16 protein-coding genes and 2 pseudogenes are annotated in these 18,361 nt (G+C 56.7%); 3 read left to right on the top strand and 15 right to left on the bottom strand.

All coding sequences use genetic code 11. The annotated features are described in order from the left end of the window. Nucleotides 1-97: 97 nt before the first annotated feature. The 3 genes from IMX18_RS10630 to IMX18_RS10620 all read left to right on the top strand — a co-directional run bounded on the left by IMX18_RS10630 (nucleotide 98) and on the right by IMX18_RS10620 (nucleotide 2,315). On the top strand, nucleotides 98-343 hold the full coding sequence (locus IMX18_RS10630) for a DUF2790 domain-containing protein (RefSeq protein ID WP_015270475.1): 246 nt from the start codon (nucleotides 98-100) through the stop codon (nucleotides 341-343). A 225-nt stretch (nucleotides 344-568) separates the two neighbouring features. Beyond that, complete coding sequence (locus IMX18_RS10625; RefSeq protein WP_024087169.1) at nucleotides 569-1,225, top strand: HAD family hydrolase; 657 nt, start codon at nucleotides 569-571, stop codon at nucleotides 1,223-1,225. A gap of 178 nt (nucleotides 1,226-1,403) precedes the next feature. Next, the gene (locus IMX18_RS10620; protein ID WP_003260483.1) at nucleotides 1,404-2,315 is read left to right on the top strand and encodes a LysR family transcriptional regulator; all 912 of its coding nucleotides are present in this window, start codon (nucleotides 1,404-1,406) and stop codon (nucleotides 2,313-2,315) included. A gap of 147 nt (nucleotides 2,316-2,462) precedes the next feature. Here the strand turns inward: IMX18_RS10620 and IMX18_RS10615 are convergent, their stop codons facing one another. From IMX18_RS10615 to IMX18_RS28175, 15 genes and pseudogenes are all read right to left on the bottom strand, one after another. After that, nucleotides 2,463-3,236, bottom strand: coding sequence for an IclR family transcriptional regulator (locus tag IMX18_RS10615; protein WP_015270476.1), 774 nt, complete (start codon nucleotides 3,234-3,236; stop codon nucleotides 2,463-2,465). Nucleotides 3,237-3,301: 65 nt separating this feature from the next. Then, the gene (locus tag IMX18_RS10610) at nucleotides 3,302-4,756 is read right to left on the bottom strand and encodes an amidase (protein ID WP_217190463.1); all 1,455 of its coding nucleotides are present in this window, start codon (nucleotides 4,754-4,756) and stop codon (nucleotides 3,302-3,304) included. Further along, nucleotides 4,756-6,066, bottom strand: coding sequence for a citrate-proton symporter (locus tag IMX18_RS10605; protein WP_217190344.1), 1,311 nt, complete (start codon nucleotides 6,064-6,066; stop codon nucleotides 4,756-4,758). The genes IMX18_RS10610 and IMX18_RS10605 overlap by 1 nt, the downstream gene beginning before the upstream one ends. Before the next feature lie 82 nt (nucleotides 6,067-6,148). Further along, nucleotides 6,149-7,324, bottom strand: a complete 1,176-nt coding sequence (locus IMX18_RS10600) for a M20 aminoacylase family protein (RefSeq protein ID WP_015270479.1) — start codon at nucleotides 7,322-7,324, stop codon at nucleotides 6,149-6,151. 406 nt (nucleotides 7,325-7,730) lie between these two features. Next, nucleotides 7,731-8,099, bottom strand: coding sequence for a hypothetical protein (locus IMX18_RS10595; RefSeq protein ID WP_224765920.1), 369 nt, complete (start codon nucleotides 8,097-8,099; stop codon nucleotides 7,731-7,733). 207 nt (nucleotides 8,100-8,306) lie between these two features. Then, nucleotides 8,307-8,891 (bottom strand): imm11 family protein, encoded by a 585-nt coding sequence (locus tag IMX18_RS10590; protein WP_191472681.1) that lies wholly within the window; start codon nucleotides 8,889-8,891, stop codon nucleotides 8,307-8,309. A gap of 192 nt (nucleotides 8,892-9,083) precedes the next feature. Further along, nucleotides 9,084-9,929 carry a hypothetical protein gene (locus IMX18_RS10585; RefSeq protein WP_054573241.1) on the bottom strand — a complete coding sequence of 282 codons (846 nt, stop codon included), beginning with the start codon at nucleotides 9,927-9,929 and terminating at the stop codon, nucleotides 9,084-9,086. A gap of 66 nt (nucleotides 9,930-9,995) precedes the next feature. Beyond that, the gene (locus tag IMX18_RS10580) at nucleotides 9,996-10,448 is read right to left on the bottom strand and encodes an SMI1/KNR4 family protein (protein WP_325169211.1); all 453 of its coding nucleotides are present in this window, start codon (nucleotides 10,446-10,448) and stop codon (nucleotides 9,996-9,998) included. Continuing rightward, nucleotides 10,441-10,686, bottom strand: a complete 246-nt coding sequence (locus tag IMX18_RS28015) for a hypothetical protein (protein ID WP_217190343.1) — start codon at nucleotides 10,684-10,686, stop codon at nucleotides 10,441-10,443. Before IMX18_RS28015 ends, IMX18_RS10580 begins: the two co-directional genes overlap by 8 nt. 311 nt (nucleotides 10,687-10,997) lie before the next feature. Next, nucleotides 10,998-11,594, bottom strand: a complete 597-nt coding sequence (locus IMX18_RS10575) for a hypothetical protein (protein WP_224765919.1) — start codon at nucleotides 11,592-11,594, stop codon at nucleotides 10,998-11,000. A 6-nt stretch (nucleotides 11,595-11,600) separates the two neighbouring features. Beyond that, nucleotides 11,601-14,348: pseudogene (locus IMX18_RS10570) on the bottom strand (RHS repeat-associated core domain-containing protein); the annotation flags it as partial. Between the two features lie 153 nt (nucleotides 14,349-14,501). Next, entirely contained in the window at nucleotides 14,502-14,927 is a 426-nt protein-coding gene (locus tag IMX18_RS10565) for an Imm26 family immunity protein (protein WP_137137506.1), read from the bottom strand. Nucleotides 14,928-15,358: 431 nt separating this feature from the next. Next, nucleotides 15,359-17,380, bottom strand: a pseudogene (locus tag IMX18_RS10560) (RHS repeat-associated core domain-containing protein); the annotation flags it as partial. Nucleotides 17,381-17,475: 95 nt separating this feature from the next. Beyond that, nucleotides 17,476-17,964, bottom strand: coding sequence for an SMI1/KNR4 family protein (locus IMX18_RS10555; RefSeq protein WP_224765917.1), 489 nt, complete (start codon nucleotides 17,962-17,964; stop codon nucleotides 17,476-17,478). 26 nt (nucleotides 17,965-17,990) lie between these two features. Beyond that, nucleotides 17,991-18,341 carry an HNH endonuclease gene (locus IMX18_RS28175; protein ID WP_241865837.1) on the bottom strand — a complete coding sequence of 117 codons (351 nt, stop codon included), beginning with the start codon at nucleotides 18,339-18,341 and terminating at the stop codon, nucleotides 17,991-17,993. Nucleotides 18,342-18,361 lie beyond the last annotated feature (20 nt).

Genomic DNA, 18,361 nt, shown 5'->3' with positions numbered 1-18,361 from the left:
TGGAAATATATTTTGCGCACTAAATATTATCGCGCAATATTCAGCCCAGACAGCAAGCAGTCGCTGATCCCACTACCCAAGCTAACGGAGCATGATCATGACCTTCATCAAAGCAATCGCCATCACCACCCTGACCTTCGGCAGCAGCGTCGGCGCCTTCGCCCAGACCGCCTCCCCGTACCAGTACGGCATGAACCTGGACATCGCCCAAGTGATCGCGGTGGAGGCCTCGGGCCACGCCACCGACCACGCCGACACCGCCACCCTCACCTACCGTGACAGCGACGGCAAGGTGCAGAAGATCAGCTACCTGCGCCCAGCCACCTCCGCCAACCAGAACTGATGACAAAGCTTCGAAAGCCGGAGCGTGCCAACGGCCGGTTTCTCGGGTTGGCTTTCCAGCCTTGGCAGTTGCTGACTCGACGCGCAGGCGTCAACCTCGCGTTCGAGCACAGCTCTGCCAAGGCTGCCGTACTCCAGTACACTCAGGAAGTCGCGTAGTTGACGTGACTCCAAAGGCAAAGAATCTCCCTTCTGGCCCGCCCATGATTTTGCACCTGGATACCCAATGCTGACTGCCCTGCTGTTCGACCTCGACGGAACCCTCACCGACACTGACACCTTGCATCTGCAGGCCTTTCGCCAACTGTTGCGCGAGCATGACGGCCGCGAGCTGAGCCAGGCGCAGTTCGATGCCCAGGTCAGCGGCCGCGCCAACGGCGAGCTGTTCGCCGAGCTGTTTGCCGGCGCCAGTGCCGAGCAGTGCCAGGTGCTGGCCGACCGCAAGGAGGCGCTGTTCCGCGACATGTCGCCGGCTCTTGAGCCGATGCCGGGCCTAGTGCGCCTGCTGGAACATGCCCAGGCTCGTGACATCGGCATGTGCGTGGTGACCAATGCACCGCGGCTGAACGCCGAACACATGTTGAACGCCATGGGCCTGGGCCAGCGCTTCGCGCACGTGCTGGTGGCCGAGGAACTGGCACGGCCCAAGCCGGACCCGCTGCCTTACCTGACCGGGTTGCAGCGGCTGGGTGCCGAGGCCGGGCAGGCACTGGCCTTCGAGGATTCGCTGCCGGGGGTGGCGGCCGCGAGTGGCGCGGGGATCTTTACCGTGGGCGTGGCCACTACGCAGACGCCGGAGCGGTTGCTGGCGGCGGGGGCGAAGCTGGTTGTCCGTGACTTCAACGACCCAGCGTTGTGGACCTTGATCGGATCCATGCAATGAGCATACGGGGCCGCTTCGCGCCCCATCGCCGGCAAGCCAGCTCCCACCTCGACCGCATCGGCCTCAAGCCGTGCGCTGTCCCTGTGGGAGCTGGCTTGCCGGCGATGGGCTGCGAAGCGGCCCCAAAATTTCAAGGCAATATGCATGCCCCAGCCATTGTGCACACCCAGGTCAACCCATGCTGATCGACGAAGAACTGACCCTCAAGAAGCTGGAAACCTTCCTCGCCTTCATGCGCACTGGCAACCTCGGCCGCGCCGCCGCGGAGCTGGCCACCAGTGCCGTCAGCGTGCACCGCGCCATCCACTCGCTGGAAAGCGCACTGCGCTGCCCGCTGTTCAAGCACGAAGGCCGCCAGCTGATCCCGCTGGAAAGCGCCTACGTGCTGGAAAAGAAAGCCCGCCAGCTGATCCAGGACGCCGAGCAGATGGTCCGCCTTACCCGCGAGGCCGCCGGCTTCTACGCCGAGCGCTTCCGCCTGGGCGCGCTGTACTCGCTGACGGTGAAAACCGTGCCCAAGCTGGTCATGGGCCTGAAGCTGCGCCGCAGCGAACTCAACATCGACCTGACCCTGGGCTCCAACGTCGACCTGCTGCAGCGCCTGAAGAACCACGAGCTGGAGGCCATCCTCGTGTCGCTCGACGAAAGCGTCAGCGACCCGGCCTGCGAGCAGTTGCCGCTGTTCTCCGACGACATCTTCCTTGCCGTGCCCATCGATTCACCCTTCGCCGAGCAGGCCGAGGTGGACCTGGCCGACCTGGCCGACTCCACCTTCATCACCCTGACCCAGGGCTTTGCCACCCACCGCGATGGTGCCCGGGTGTTCCAGCAGGCTGGCTTCGAACCCAAGGTGGCCATGCAGGTGAACGATATCTTCACCCTGCTGAGCATGGTCAGCTCGGGCGTGGGCTTTGCCTTGCTGCCTGGGCGGATCGCAGCGGTGTACGAAAACCGGGTCAGGCTGATTGCCCTGAAGCCGCAATATCGCTTGCAGCAGCATATTGGCGTGGTGTTCCTCAAGGCGCGGGAGCGGGAGCCGAACCTGCTGGCGTTGCTGGCGGAGTGCCGGATGTACAGCCTGGAACGTTGAAGGGCTGCGGACACAGCTTCTTTTGTTGTTTGCTGCACTGGCCTCTTCGCGGGCTCGCCCGCTCCCACAGGGATGGTGCATTGCCTGAGACCTGCTCGGTACCTGTGGGAGCGGGCAAGCCCGCGAAGAGGCCAGTACAGGTCCCCGCTAAACCACCAAGGCCCGCTGCACCTCCCCCACCGTTGTAGCCAGGCTGTTCAGGTGCAGGTTCAACACCCGCTCCACCGGCGCCTGGTCCAGCGGCCAGTGCAAGGCAATGCTCCCGGCCAGGCGCCCTTCGGCATGCACCGGCAGGGCAATGGCGCGGATCAGGAACGGCAAGCGCACCGGGTACTCCCAGTGCCCTTCGGTGCGCTGGCCGAACCCCTTGTTCGCTTCCTCCTCGATGTCGCGCAGCACCGTCTCGTCGCCCACCCGCTCATGGGCCGCCAGGCGCTGCACTTCATCGACCGCCAACTCACCCAGGCATGCCCGCCCCATCGCCGAGTGAAACAGGCTGGCATGATGGCCGACGATCTGGCAGGTGTGCGGGTAACGCTTGCGCAATACCTGGGGCACAGCGCTTTCCATCACCTCCAGCCGCTCGCCGTCGAAACACGACAGGTCGGCCACCAGCCCGGTGCGTTCGCTCAATTCCAGCAGCATGGGCGCGGCGTGTTCCACCAGGCGCCGCTTGAAACGCAGCTGGCGGTCACCGAACAGGCGCCGCGCGCACAGCCGGTAACGCCTGTCGCTGAGGCCGCGGTAAACCCAGCCTTGCTCCTGCAAGGTGGCGAGCATGCGCGATACCGTGGCCTTGGGCAGCGCCGTCAGGTAATGCAGTTCTTCCAGGCCCAGCGCCTGGTGTTCGCCAAGCAGGTCGACGATGGCCAGCGCCCGTTCCACCGAACGCACGCCGCCACTGTCTGCCGTGATGCCCATGAGTGTGACCTCCCTGTAACTGGATGGTCAGGATAGCCAGCAAGATCCGCGCCTGCCCAGCGGTTTCATGGCGCTTGCAGGCCCCGGGGTGGGCGCCGCGCTACCCAACGGGTGAGCTGTTCATGGGCATGGGCCAGCTGCAACACCGCATGGTCGGCCTGGGCCGGGCCGATGATCTGCAGGCCCATGGGCAACCCGGCAGCGTTGAAACCGACCGGTACGCTGATGCTCGGCAAGCCGGCCAGGGTCGGCCCAATCACCACTTCCATCCAGCGGTGATAGGTGTCCATCGCCCGCCCTCCGACCACCGTTGGCCACGGTTGCCGTGCATCGAATGGGAACACCTGGGCCGATGGCAACAGCAGGTAATCGTAACGCTCGAACAGCTTGCCCAGCACGCGGTACCAGTCGCTGCGGGCCACCGAAGCCTGGTACACCGCCGCCGCGCTCAGTTGCAGGCCACCCTCCACCTCCCACTGCGCCTCGGGCTTGAGCAGCGCGCGCTTGCCCGGGTCGGCATAGGCCGCAGCGAGGTTGCCGTGCACCAGGAAGTGGCGATGGGTCAGCCAGCACTGCCACAAACGCGCCATGTCGAACGCCGGCTGGCAGGCCTCGACCCGGCAGCCCAGTTCGGCGAAGTCTGCCAGGGCCGCTTCGCACAGGCTCAGCACCCCGTCATCCATCGCCAGGTAGCCGTCGTAGTCGCCCAGCCAGCCGACCCGCACGCCGCGGAAATCGCGCTGCAACCCGGCGGCAAAATCGTGCCGGCCATCGCCCAGCGACAACGGCGCCCGCACATCGAAGCCCGCCTGGGTCGACAACAGCCGCGCCACATCCACCACGCTGCGGCCCATCGGCCCCTCGGTGGCCAGCTGCTGCACGAACAGTTCCGGCGCCGGCCCGTGGGGTACGCGGCCCTGCGACGGGCGCAGGCCATACACGTTGTTGAACGCCGCCGGGTTGCGCAGCGAGCCCATCATGTCGCTGCCGTCGGCGACCGGCAGCAGGCGCATGGCCAGCGCCGCCGCCGCCCCGCCGCTGCTGCCCCCGGCCACCTTGCCCGGGTCGTAGGCGTTGGTGGTGGTGCCGAACAGGGTGTTGTAGGTCTGCGAACCAAGGCCGAATTCCGGCACATTGCTCTTGCCCACGATCAGCGCACCACTGGCTCGCACCCGCGCCACGCTGATCGCGTCCTGCTCGGGCACCTGCTCGGCGAACAGCGGCGAGCCCAGGGTGGTGCGCAGCCCGGCTGTGGCGGCCAGGTCCTTGATCGCCTGGGGCATGCCATGCATCCAGCCGCGCGAATGGCCACGGCCCAGCTCGCGGTCACGCTCATCGGCCTCGGCCAGCAGTGCCTCGGCCGGGCGCAGCGACACCAGCGCATTGACCTGCGGGTTGAAGCGTTCGATATGCGCCAGATAAGCCTGCATCACCTCCCGGCACGACATCTGGCGGGCATGGATGGCCCGGGACAATGCCTCGGCATCGAGGGCAACAATGGGGTCGATGGCTAGCGGCATCACGGTTTCACTCCAAGGTTGAAAGCGGCAGGCTTGCCCGCGCGTGGGGCTTCTTTCAGGCAATAGGTGCCCAGCAGTGTCAGCAGGCAGGCGAACAGCACGTAGAACGACGGCGCCACCGGGGTACCGAGCACCTTGCTCAGCCAGGTGACGATCAACGGGGCGAAGCCGCCGAACACCATCACCGCCACGTTATAGGCCACCGACACACCGGTAGAACGCACCTCGACCGGGAACTGCTCGGCCAGGGCCGTGGGCGCCGGCCCGAAGAAGCCACCGATGGCGGTGCACAGCAGCAGTTGCATCACCAGCAGGCGCTCCAGCGACGGCGCGGCAGCCACCCACACATACAACGGGTAGACCATGACGAAGAACGCCAGGGTGAAGGCCATCAGCACCGGGCGCCGCCCCAGCCGGTCAGACAACGCCCCGGACAGCGGGATCACCACGGTCATCAGCCCAACCGCAAGCATCTGCACCAGCAGCACCTGGTCCAGCGGCAGGCCGAGGTTCTTGTGGGCGAAGGTCGGCATGTTCACCAGCACCACGTAGAACGACACCATCGCGCCACAGGCCAGGCCCATCGATACCAACAGGCTGCGCCGATGCTCACGCAGCACCTGCCACAGGCTGGGAGACTGGCCCTTGGCCTGGCGGCGCGCCTCGATGAATTCCTCGGGCTCTTCCATGTGCTTGCGAATCCACAGCCCCACCGGGCCGATCAGCAGGCCAAGCACGAACGGGATACGCCAGCCCCAGCTGTCCAGCGCCGCTGGCGTGCACAGGTGGGTGACCAAGGCCACCATCGCCGCCCCGGAGAACACCGCCAGGCACTGCCCCACCAGCTGCCACGAGCCATACAGGCCCTTGCGGTGGGCCGGCGCGCGCTCCACCAGAAAGGCCGTGGCGCTGGCGTACTCGCCGCCGGTGGCAAAACCCTGCAGCATGCGCGCCACCACGATCAGCATCGGCGCGGCCATGCCGATGGCCAGGTAGTCGGGGGCAAAGGCGATCATGGCAATGGACACGGTCATCAACCGGATGATCATCTGCATCGCCGCCTTGCGGCCCTTGCGGTCGGAATACATGCCCAGCAGCACACCGCCCACCGGGCGCATGAAAAAGCCGACGCCGAAGGTGGCCAGGGCCATCAGCAGCGAGGCGTATTCGTCGTCGGAGGGGAAGAACTGCCGGGCGATGATGCTGGCCAGAAAGCCGTACACGATAAAGTCATACCACTCCAGGGCGTTGCCGATGACGGCGGCGACCACTTGCCGGGTACGCGACACGCCGGTGCTCGAAGTCTGCATAGGAAACACTCCACACAATGATTGGGTGAACGCCCAGGCGCGGTCGCGCCCGGGTTCCAGCGGCAGTCGTCAAAAGGACAGGTCAGGCGGGCGCGAGCCAGCGCTCTGCCAGCGCGCCCCAGTAGGCGGCACCGGTCAGCAGGATCTCGTCGTTGAAGTCGTAGGCCGGGTTGTGCACCATCGGCCGCGATACGCCATTGCCGATGAACAGGTAGGCGCCCGGGCAGCGTTGCAGCATCCAGGCGAAGTCTTCGCTGCCCATCAGCTTGCGGGTGTTGCCATCCACAGCCTCGGCACCGAGCAGTTCTACCCCCACCTGCCGGGCGAAGGCGTTTTCCGCGGCGTGGTTGACCAACACCGGGTAGGCCGGGCGGTGTTCGATGGTGGCGCGGCAGCCGAAGCTCTCGGCCTGGCTGACAATTATCGCCCGCACCCGCTCCAGGGTCTGCGCCCGCACCTCGGCGTTCAGCGCGCGCAGGCTCAGGCGCAGCAGTGCCTGCTGCGGGATCACGTTGGCCGCTTCGCCGGCCTGCAAGGCGCCGACGGTAACCACCGCCGCCTCCTGTGCATCGATATTGCGCGCCACCACGGTTTGCAGGGCCATCACCACACTGGCCGCCGCCACCAGCGGGTCGACGGTCAGGTGCGGCATCGAGCCATGGCCGCCAACCCCGTCGAGGGTCACCGTGAGCAGGTCTTGCGAGGCCATCATCGGCCCCTCGCGAAAGCCCAGGTGCCCGGCCGGCAGCCCGGGCATGTTGTGCATGCCGAACAGTGCATCGCAAGGGAAGCGCTCCAGCAGGCCGTCGGCAAGCATCGCCTCGGCGCCACCCTGGCCCTCCTCGGCCGGCTGGAAGATCAGCGTCAGCGTCCCGTCGAACTGCCGGGTCGCCGCCAGGTAGCGTGCGGCGCCAAGCAGCATGGTGGTATGCCCGTCATGGCCGCAGGCGTGCATGCAGCCCTGGTGCTGGCTGCTGTACGCGGCGCCGGTGGCCTCGTGGATGGGCAACGCGTCCATGTCGGCGCGCAGGCCCAGGCGGCGTGGGCTGCTGCCATTGCGCAGTACGCCGACCACGCCGGTCTTGCCGATACCGGTGTGCACTTCATAGCCCCATTCTTCGAGCAGACGGGCGACCAGCGCCGAAGTGCGGCTTTCTTCGAAACCCAGTTCCGGGTGAGCGTGGATATCGTGACGGATTGCGTGCAGGTCGCTGGCCACATCGTTCAGCCAGGCCAGGATGTGCTGATGTCGGGACATGTAGAGTCTCCTCGCGCGGGTGGTTTCCCGTTCTTGTTGTTCGCCTTGAGGTCACGACGGGTGAGGCAGGTCGTGCTTGGCTGACAGATAAGCGCGAGGAGCGATGAAGCACAATCGAATCTGGTTTCGCACGGTGGAACCGAAACGTGGGTTGCCGGGGAGGCAGTCACTTGGGCGGCCCTACCTGCTGGCCGTAACCATCTCATCCAGACGCACGAGAAGGCCGCCAGTGTTCCAGCTGAAGCGCCGCGCCACTTTTGAACCCCCAAGGCATGGGCAATCCCTGTAGGAGCGGGTTTACCCGCGAACACAGGCGAAGCCTGTGCCATCCACCACGGTACTTACCATTCAGCACGCACGCTTGAGCTCTACTCGATAAGCCGAATATCGCTTCAGAAAACCTCGGCTAGCACGGGAAATGCCCAGATTGGTAACTGGCAAGCAACTTTTCACACCATGTCGTCAGGTGACCTTTTGCCAGCGCCTCAGCAAGCAAGCCGATATCGTCAGAGATGTAACCTGCAATTTCGGCATCCGCAGTGAGACGAAACATCTCCTTGAAGGCAAACTCTCTAAGCACGGTTACATTAGCTTCGTTATTTGGTTCCTGATAGCTAATCCCTTGCAGCGTTTTAAAATTGCTTATCCAAGCATTGTCAAAAGATGGTTGCTCTCGGCTATCGAGGAGCTCCTCCCAATTTTCGACGCTCGCAGCAAGGGTTTCAAAAAAACCCTTGCCATAAATCAGATGTGTGAATGTTATCAGGTCCTTCAATCGATACCCCTTCATCCTGGCAGCCGCGCAGCCGGCTGAATCGCCCCATGAGCGATACCTCGCCTGCCAGACGATCTTGGCCAGCCGCCCCAGCAGGTCGCAGGCGTACTCCGGCTTCTACTCAGTCACCCCGAGTTGTATGTTATCCCACCCAACTAAAAACGACTCATATAAAAAATCACGCACAAGTAACCTATCAGCTTTCAATCACCCAATAGAACTGAACCTGACCAGCAATTTATTGCTTTCAACCTTGCGCACCAATACCTCTGAGACAATAGGGTCGATCCAGATCACACCTGCCACAAAGAAAAGGTCCAGCGAACCAGTTTTTGCCTCATCAATACACATCTTCTTTACGCCTCGGACCTTGTAATCAGCAGTCAGCTCACCGGCCTGAATCTTACTCATAACCAAAGACTTACCAGAGTACTCCGAAAGCCCGTAGTCAAAGCATGCGCACCTGTCATTAACGTGAATAAAATAATACTTTTTGACCGCAGACCTTCCATTAAAGTGTTTTACATCCGCAGGGGAAAATTGCAGGCTAGTATTTAGACCCCCAAGAACACCCTTAAAATCTTGGGACACAAAAAAAGCACCGGAAGTTGTCAAGAAAAAATCAGACTTAAGAGCACGAACCGTTTTATCCAAAATCACAGAAACCGACACGCCAATCAAGGAGAGACTCATCCCTACCTGATAATAATCAGATAGGGTTGGGTAGAACACTACATCTCCATCTGTATACCCACCTTTCACCACTTCATGACACATTGAATAATAGTTCATCTTTCTTCCTAGCATGTCAAGCGGGTGCCTTTTGGCCTAAGATCTGTATTTCGTAATCGTATCGGCAATCTCGCCAGGGCCAGTGTCAAAATAGAAAGCAATACATACGACCGCCTCAAAGCCAGCGGTCGTCACCTAGAATTTTCATTTTAATGACCGCCAAGCTCAGAACCTTCTGCCTAGTAAACTCCATCATCCAGCAAGAACAAAACCATTCAAAGCCTCGACCAATTTAGAATGCGTGAGCACTTCTTCATCTTTCCGGTTGCGAACTAGAGTAAACACATCTTTTTTTGGAGAAAGGACTTCTACCACCTGGCCCTTATAGTTTGTAACCTCAACAAACCCACTAACTACACCATTGAGATTCTCTATCTCCGATAGGAGTGTAGGGTACTTCATCAACACGCCAGCCTCATCAGTGCCGGCTTCAGTCCCCGGATTATCAAAATACACTTTAATTTTAGGACAAACGCTCCTACTCCAATGAAAGATAGGAATCATACGCTGAATAATTTCTTTAAATTCACCCTCAGATTCGCTTCCCGAAAACTCACACCGATGTATAGGAATACAAAGATACAAGTTCTCTCGCTTACCGTCCAGTCGTCCTTTCAAGCTTCCGTGATAAGTATTGGGCACAACCAACACATGAGTAAAGCCATACTTATTCGGAGCAATATCGAATATTGTAGTCTTATCTTGGCTCAAAGAGTCAGGCGCCCGCTCAACAACCTCCACAGAAAACGCCCTGTCACTTACGCCCTCAGATATAACCAGCAAATCTTTCCTATCTGTACTTTTCAAACAATATTCATAAACCACTTTTGGAAGCTTGTGCTGAAAAAAATAGCAACCAGCGTATTCATCCACGCAAGCAAAGGACTGCAATAAGTCATCTTTAGAGAACATACCAACCTCATTCATCGTCTCGCCCTCATGCCCTATGGCGATCAGGTCGCGAAAGCGAAATCGACCGAAAATTGCTAGCCGAGAAATAGTCTTCGAATCATCATCTAGCCTGAAAGCTTCGCGCAAAGCCACTTCCCCTGGGCTCGCTGGCTTACGGCATGCACTGCCTGTATTCAATCTTCTCGCAAAAATTCATACCTGACAATACTCGTTAGAGTCAGAGTTCTCCAAAAAAATTGACATCCATGAGTCCATCACATTCCATAAATCGATTCCTTCTGTGGGACTTTCTGGCTTTTCATGCCACCAGATAAAAGCCTCGCCTTTGAATGAGCCATCACCCAAAGCCAAATAATCACCAGCCCCGCTAGAAAAAACTCCTAGCATATCAGGAAGCGCCGGATAATCTTCATCGCACAAATCCTTGATTGGAACAAAATCTTGCAACCTTGATGGCCCCATAGTACAACCAATATAAAACCCAAAGCCATTATGCAATCTTGAATAGAACTGCCTGAAGCTCGCAGGAAGGCTGGGATAACCATCGAGATCTGACCCTTCAACGCCTAGCGGAGCCCCCCCCATATAGAAATACAAATCACCACCCTCGCCATATACATACATGAGATACGGCCTATCACTCACTGCCAAAACAGTTCCTAACACACATTTGTCGAGCCACGCTTACCCAAGGCAAAAACTCAGAAAAATCAGCCCATTCCACAGGAATATGATTTTTTCCACTATCTAAAAAACCAAACCCAAGCCACTGCTCGGGAAAGTCGACTTCAAGAGGAACATCGTCAGCTGAAAAATACACATCATAACCCTTTAGCTCGCTTGCAATACGCAGCTTTAATGAATCAGACCAATCCATTTTCATATCACCTCAATACCCCAAAAGCAAACCATTGATATATTGCTGTAATTCCGGCTCCAATTTAGCGGCCTTATCCATCATGGCGGAACGAAACGCCGGATCAACAGATATATTCCCCTTCTTGTACAGCTCCACTCGCCCTTGGCATCCTGACGGCTGCTTACGATTGCCCAGTTCGATCAATTGGAAATGAGACGACTGAGGTACAGCAGGCAGCCATCACAAACCGAAATGTTAAAGAACCTTATGCTATTGAATTGTTTTTTGGCCAAGCACTAAAAACCGCAAGAAGCAAAATACAACCCAACCAAGAATCAGCCCCAAGGGGCATAAATGAAATCGCCATCAATTTTCGTGAACTCTAGCCCTGCAAGATTTCTCTCCAAGTAACCGCGCTTGAATTCTGAAGAGCAGACCATTTGTTTTATCTCCTCACAATAAAAAAGATCCTCATCAATACCCCCCCTTATAACGAACTTCTCGATCCTATCATAAACCACAGGCATGCCTTGGCGCTCGCTCTCAGGCCTCAACAGCCCCTCATCCATGAGAGCAAATTTGGATTTTTCCACATCTAGAATTGAACATCTGCTCTGGACAAAAAACAGACTATAACCCTTACTTGCCTCACGCCCTTTGCGCAACTTAATCGCCAAAGGCACACTAAAATATTTGCAATTATACAAATCACAAAGATTCACAAAATCTAAAGACACGATGTATTGTTCAAAGAATGCATCGCCATAAAATACATCCAGATCAATTTTAGCTTGATATGCATCTCCAAACATATCTCTACTGGGATTCTCTAAAACCTGATTAAACTCCGGCAGTTTAGGAGTCCATTCAATATCAAAAAAAAGCGGAACCCCATGACCTTCATCAGCATTAATCATATAAAAATCTTTCATAACACCTCACAACAACCTACCCGAAACAGGATCGACTTTAAATAGACCATTCTGAAGACCTGACCTTGCCCAATCCTGAATATTTTTTATACCCAAAATTAGTTGCGTATCGCTCAATTGAGGAGCCAGTTTGTTAAGCTCAAGTAGCTTTTTACCCACTGCCGTTGTATACGCATCATGATTCGTCCAATGCCCAGGCAAATCAATATACTGAACGTTCTTCTTGTCCGGCAAAAAAATTCCGTTTGATGCGCCGTCACCATCAAAACCCAAACCCTTTAAACGCTTAAACATAGATCCAAATATAGGCTTATTCATCAATTGCTCAGGTATGAGATGGTGATTAGCCATCCCATCACCTGTTCTATGCCCCATATTTTGACCTAGCTTAGTAGAACACCAACCCAGCGGATCAATTTCTAAGGTAGGGTTTGCAGCGTACAAATAAATATTAATTCCACCTGCAAGTCCTATCGGATCTTGCGACAGGAACCGTGCTACCTCTGCGTCGTAGAAACGGAACGTATTGTAGTGCAGCCCTGTTTCAGAATCGAAGTACTGCCCCTGGAAGCGCAGATTCTGCTCGACCTGATCGATTACCAGCCTTTCAATTGTCCCCCACGAGCGATACGTCGCCTGCCAAACAATCGTGCCATCACTGTCCGTCAGCTCCAGCGGCGTACCAATCTGGTCAGTATGGAAGTAGTAGACCTGCTGCTCTTCCCCTTCTGCCTGATCAACCCGCGCCAACGGCGCATAGCTACCCGGCTCATACAGGTACAGAATGCTCTGCCTCGGCGTCTCCTCCCGCAGCATCCGCAAGCCTTGCCAGAGGAAGCGCTTCTGTTCGACTTCGCCGTTGATCTCCGCCTGCTTGGCAACCCGTCGTCCGAGCAGGTCGTAGCTGTAGCTCAATGTCTCTTCGGTGATGCCCAACTGCTTGCCCGCACTGCTCGGCTGGCGCTGAATGCTCAGCAGCCGATCGGCATCGTCGTATTCGAAATCCTGTCGGGCATCGCGGTTGACCTTGGCCATCAGCCGGCCAATGGCATCACGTTCGAACAGCGTGTTGCGCTCTGGCCGCTCGCCGTTGTCGCCGTAGCCAATCTCGTCCATGCGCACCAGATGGCCGCCAGCGTCGTAGCCAAAGCGCCGGGTCAGGTTATCCACCCGCACTTCTTCGCTCAGCCGGTCCGAAGCGTCGTAGGCAAAGCGGTAGGCTGCACCGTTCTCGTTGACCAGTGCGGTCAGGCGCAAGGCCTTGTCGTACTCGTAACGGACCCACTCGCCCTTGGCGTCCTGGCGGCTGCTCGGCAAGCCGCGCGAGGTGCGCTGCAGGCAGGTGGTCTGGCCTTTGCCATCGGTATGCGTCAGCACCTGGCCGAGGGTGTTGTAGGTGAAGCGTTCGGCAGTGCCATCCGGGTGATGGATGCGCAGCACTTCACCGTCGGGTTTGCGTTCCAGCGAAGTGGTCTGGTTCAGCGCATCGGTCACCGCGATCAGGTGCTGGCGTTCGTCGTAGCGGTACCAGGTGCTCTTGCCCGAGCAGTCCTCGAAGCGCTCGACCTGGGCGTAGGCGTTCCACCACAGGTACTTGGACTTGAAGTTGGCATCGATGATCGTGTGCGGCAGGCCGTCATCGCTGTTGAGGTACTGAGTCTTGTTGCCCAGCGGGTCGATCTCGGTGATCAGGTTGCCTTTGTCGTCGTAGCGCGACTGCCACACGCTGCCGTCGGGGAATCGGGTTTCGGTGACCAGTGGCGTGGCGAGGTGATGTTTGTAGCTGATCTTGCGGCCCAGCGGGTCGGTTTCCTCGACCAGCCGAGAGAATTCATCGTATTTGAGCGCCAGGCGATTGCCGTCGGGCAACTTGATGCCAACGAGATTGCCGGAGGCGTCCAAGTCCATGCCATAGCGTTCACCGCCAAAGTCACGGCTGGCGATGACGCGATTGTCCTCGTTGTACTGGATCTCCAGTTCACGGCCCAGCACGTCAGTTGCCCAGCTGGTTCGCTGGGCGAAGTCGTAACGGAAGTTATAGTGCTCGCCGTCGCTGGTCCAGTGCTCGACTACGCGCGGTTTACCGCCCTCGGATTCCCAGCGGTATTCGCAGATCAGGCCCAGGGCATTGCTGTGGCGGGTCATGAGGTTTTCGGCATAGCCGAAATGGCGTACCGAATCGCCGTTGCGGTTGATTACTTCAGTGAGCTGGCCGTTATCGTCGTACCGGTAACGCACCAACGTTTCGACGGCGCTTTCACCGACCACCCGCTTGACGTCGGTAAGGCGACCGAGCGGATTGTCGTAGTGCAGGTGAACGCGAACGGCCCCTGGTGCAGTGATGTCCGTCAGGCGACCGTCAGCACTGCGGGTGAAGTGAAGATAGTGGCTCAATGCATTTTCCAGGCGCTGCAAAGGGACGCCCGTATTGTCATTCGGCACTTCGCCAAAGTAGAAAAAGACGTTGTCGAGCGTCTGCAGGATATAATGCCCGCCCTCGGTGCGCACGAGGTGTATATGCTCATGAGGGTTGTAGATGCTTTCGCCCGGTTCCAGGTCGATGAACGGAACACTGCGGCCTTGATTGTCGGTGTGATAGACAAAGCCGCCACTACGGCGCAGGCTCTGCTCCCAAGGCAATATCCAGCCCTGCCCCAGAGCACTCTCTCCGGTGAGGTCACTGGCATAGAAACGCGACCATTCGATAGGCATCAAGCCTGGCAGAACGAAGTCTGTCTCATTGTCCACAATCTTAGCGTATGGCCCAGGTCACTTCCAAAACACCTCAGCACATGCGCAAACCGACGATTTATTGGAAAAATAAAAAGCGCAACTCTAACATCAAAAGTTGCGCCCTTAATTATAATATTTTTAAAGAGCAAAAACAGTAAGCACGCTATTCAATTCTCAATGTTGCTGCAGGAATTTTTCGATTAAAGCAAATCCCGAAACGCCCATCAATATATAATTTTGGTATTCTTCAATAGCCAAAACCCTAACTGGACTTCCTCGTCGATAAAGAGTGCCCGCCATATTAAATTCAAAATCTATCAGCGCCACATCAGAAACCACACCGCGCTGTAGAATAGGCCACTCACCCGCCTTCAGTTTATCCACAGCCGTAAACATTACCGTAAAGCTTCCTCTGTGATCTTTGAACACCAAATACTTGGTATCCTCAGACACCTCCTCGTTACTGCTGATAGACAACACAGCGAAAGCAAATACCTTTTTAAATTTTTGTTCCTTGCTTTCTGATCCAAGCCAAATTATTTGGCTGATTGCAAATCTACCATCTTCCATCGGAATGGAAAAATAGTCACCCGCTTGCATACATTTCACTCTTGTCATAAGCCTAGCCCCTTCATCTTGGCCAAAGCATCAGATAATACATCACTCCCCCAACTAGGGCTATGTCCAGCCACATCATAAATTGAAGCATTAGGATTGGAGGGGCTATACGACCTGATTCTATTCAATAAGTTTGTAAACTCATTGGTCGACAACGCGCCTCCATTAAGATTCATAATTTTTTGCTCTAAGAATTTGGCCTCAGCCTTGGTCAAATTATTATCAAAAATTACATGCTGCTGCAAGTGAGACTTCCCTGGAGTCGCAGCATGCACACCTAAGCGGGCGGTCGCATCACCACGCCCGACATACTTGATAACTCCGTTATCTGTTGATACGTAAAGGCCTTGCCCATTTACAGGGTCGTATTTAGCCCCAATGCCCCCAGCGCTACGCTGAGACGGTTTCCCCATACAAGGCGTCAATCCAGCGGGGTCTATCCAATTGGTTGGATTCAGCACATAGCCATAAAGATTAGTACCACCACTCAAGCCTACTGGGTCTTGAATAGTAAATCTTCCGACTTCGGGATCGTAATATCTGAAGGTGTTGTAGTGCAGCCCCGTCTCACTATCAAAATACTGACCTTGGAACCGTAGGTTTTGCTCGACATTCTTGACCGGCAGACTATCTATCGCACCCCAAGAACGATACGTCGCCTGCCAAACGATCTTGCCATCACTGTCTGTCAGCTCCAGCGGCGTACCAATCTGGTCAGTATGGAAGTAATAAAGCTTCTGCTCCTCCCCTTCCACCTGATCGACCCGCGCCAACGGCGCATAGCTACCCGGCTCATACAGGTACAGAATGCTCTGCCTCGGCGTCTCCTCCCGTAGCATCCTCAACCCTTGCCAGAGGAAGCGCTTCTGCTCGACTTCGCCGTTGATTTCCGACTGCTTGGCAACCCGTCGCCCCCGGCTGTCGTAACGGTAGTGCCCGGTACTCTCGAGCTTGCCATTGACCAATGTCTCAGCCCGCACCAGCCGGTTCTCGCAGTCATAGCTAAAGTTCTGCACCTTGCTGTGCCCCGAGCGCTTCTCGATCAGGTTACCCCACGGATCGTAACGGTACTCCTGATCCCGCCACTGCCTGATCCGGTTGTCCTTGACCTTGGCGAACTGCCGCGCATTGAAGTCCAGCCGGTTGGCCGCCGCGTCGTAGCGGAACTCCTCGCTGCCCACCAGCGAGCCGGTATCGCGGCTGCGCAACTGCCCGTTGGCTTCGTACTCGTATTTGATCTCACCCCGTAGCTTGTCCAGCGTGCGCACCAGTTCACCCGCCGGGTCGTACTGATAGCGACGGTGGATCGGGTTATACGCATGCTCCACCAGCAACGAGGTATTGATCCCGGTGTTGTGCACCTGCGAGAGCTTGTCGGCCGGCAAGTTCGAGGCAAACTGCCAGGCCTTGCGCCCCATGGCGTCATAGCCAAAGCAGCTGGTGAGCTTGCCCTGGGTCCGGTACACCTCGCGGTGCAGGTCGTCACGCTCCATGTCGCTGATCACCTGGCCATCCAGGTTCAGCTGATGCAGGTGGCCGCTGCCGTAGTACAGGTGGTTGAGCTTGCGGCCATCCGGCAGGGTCAGCGTGGTCAGGTTGCTGAGAGCATCATACTTGTAGTCCAGTGCGCCGCTCGGACTCAGTTCCTGTGTCAGTCGACCCAGCAGGTCATAGCTGTAGCAGAGCTTTTCATCGGTGATGCCCAACTGTTTGCCAGTAGCTGTCGGCTGGCGCTGAATGCTCAGCAAGCGGTCAGCATCGTCGTAGGCGAAGTCTTGCCGCGCATCGCGGTTGACCTTGGCCAGTAAACGGCCAATTGCGTCGCGCTCGAACAGCGTGCTGCGCTCGGGGCGCTCACCGCTTTCGCCGTAGCCGATTTCGTCCAGCCGGACCAGATGCCCGCCCGCGTCGTAGCTGAAGCGTCGGGTCAAATTGTCGACCCTCACTTCTTCGCTCAAGCGGTCCGATGCGTCGTAGGCGAAGCGGTACGCCGCGCTGTTCTCGTTGACCAGTGCAGTCAGACGCAGCGCCTTGTCGTATTCATAGCGAACCCACTCGCCCTTGGCATCCTGACGGCTGCTCGGCAGGCCACGTGAAGTGCGTTGCAGGCGTGTGGTCTGGCCTTTGCCATCGGTGTGGGTCAACACCTGGCCGAGGGTATTGTAAGTAAAGGTCTCCGCAGTGCCGTCTGGGTGGTCGATGCGTAGCACTTCGCCATCCGGTTTACGTTCCAGCGTGGTGGTCTGGTTCAGTGCATCGGTCACTGCAATGAGGTGCTGACGCTCGTCATAACGGTAGTAAGTGCTTTTGCCGGAGCAGTCCTGGAAACGTTCGACCTGGGCATAGGCATTCCACCACAGATACTTGGACTTGAAGTTGGCATCGATGATCGTGTGCGGCAGGCCGTCATCGCTGTTGAGATACTCGGTAGGCTGAGGCCGATGCCTCAGCCCTCCATATTAATTTTTAAAGATCAGCTCAAAGAACTAACACAATATGACTGATACTAAATAAAACCACCGCACAACTTTCACAAATCGATTTCCGTCTCATCTTTGAGACCAGACACGAAATCATCAAATGATCCAGCCAACCAACGATACGAATTTAAATGATTTTCAGCAACTGTCAAATCAGCATCATAAGAGTCTGTCGCAAAATAACATACGCCGCCCTCCACCAAGTCAAGGCAGAAGAAATTTCCGCCATCATCAGTAGCGAACGGGAGAATTGTCGCAGGAATGACGTTTCGCGCCGTCATGGCTTGGTAACACGACCAAATATACTTCGTATCTAGTGAATCCGTAGCGGCAGCTCGGGCTATAGCCTTGAATCTTTTTACTCTAATAGGCTCATAATCATCCCCACTATCCCACCAATCTTTGTCTGGCACTCCGCCATTATTTTTTAAGAAAAACTGCTTGAAAAAATCAGGCAGTTGAACGGATAGCTGACCTTCAAGAAATTCTACATCCATTTTATTTATCTGAGGTTCAGATCTTGATAGATTTATGAGCACGACAGTCCACTCCTTAAATTAGCATGTTACAGATGATTTTTTGGTGCCCGACCTTTAAGCCAACCTTTGTCATGAGAAATCGCAATTGCCTCTGCCTTACCATAATCCCCCGAGCGCAACCCAAAATGTTTCTCAAATTGCGAAACAGAACCACCGTGAGGGAAAGTCGCTTCATGCGCTGAGGTCTTAACGAGCTGCATAGTTGATTTACCAGTTTTAGGATCAAAGTCGTCTACATGGTGCCATGTATAGTCATCTACTGCAGGATCAGTAGCTTTAATGCCAGCTTCTTTGAAAGCTTGAGTGAAGTCTCGACCTCTGGAACCTTGCATCGTTATCGTTACAATTTTTTTCTGGTTCCCAGTTACGGGAAACAAGTCAGGTGAGCCTGTAAAAT

It is taken from the genome of Pseudomonas shirazica, assembly GCF_015168335.1.
Taxonomy (GTDB): Bacteria; Pseudomonadota; Gammaproteobacteria; order Pseudomonadales; family Pseudomonadaceae; genus Aquipseudomonas; species Aquipseudomonas asiatica.
The sequence above is the reverse complement of the archived record's forward strand: the minus strand, read 5'-3'. Positions and strand labels throughout refer to the sequence as shown.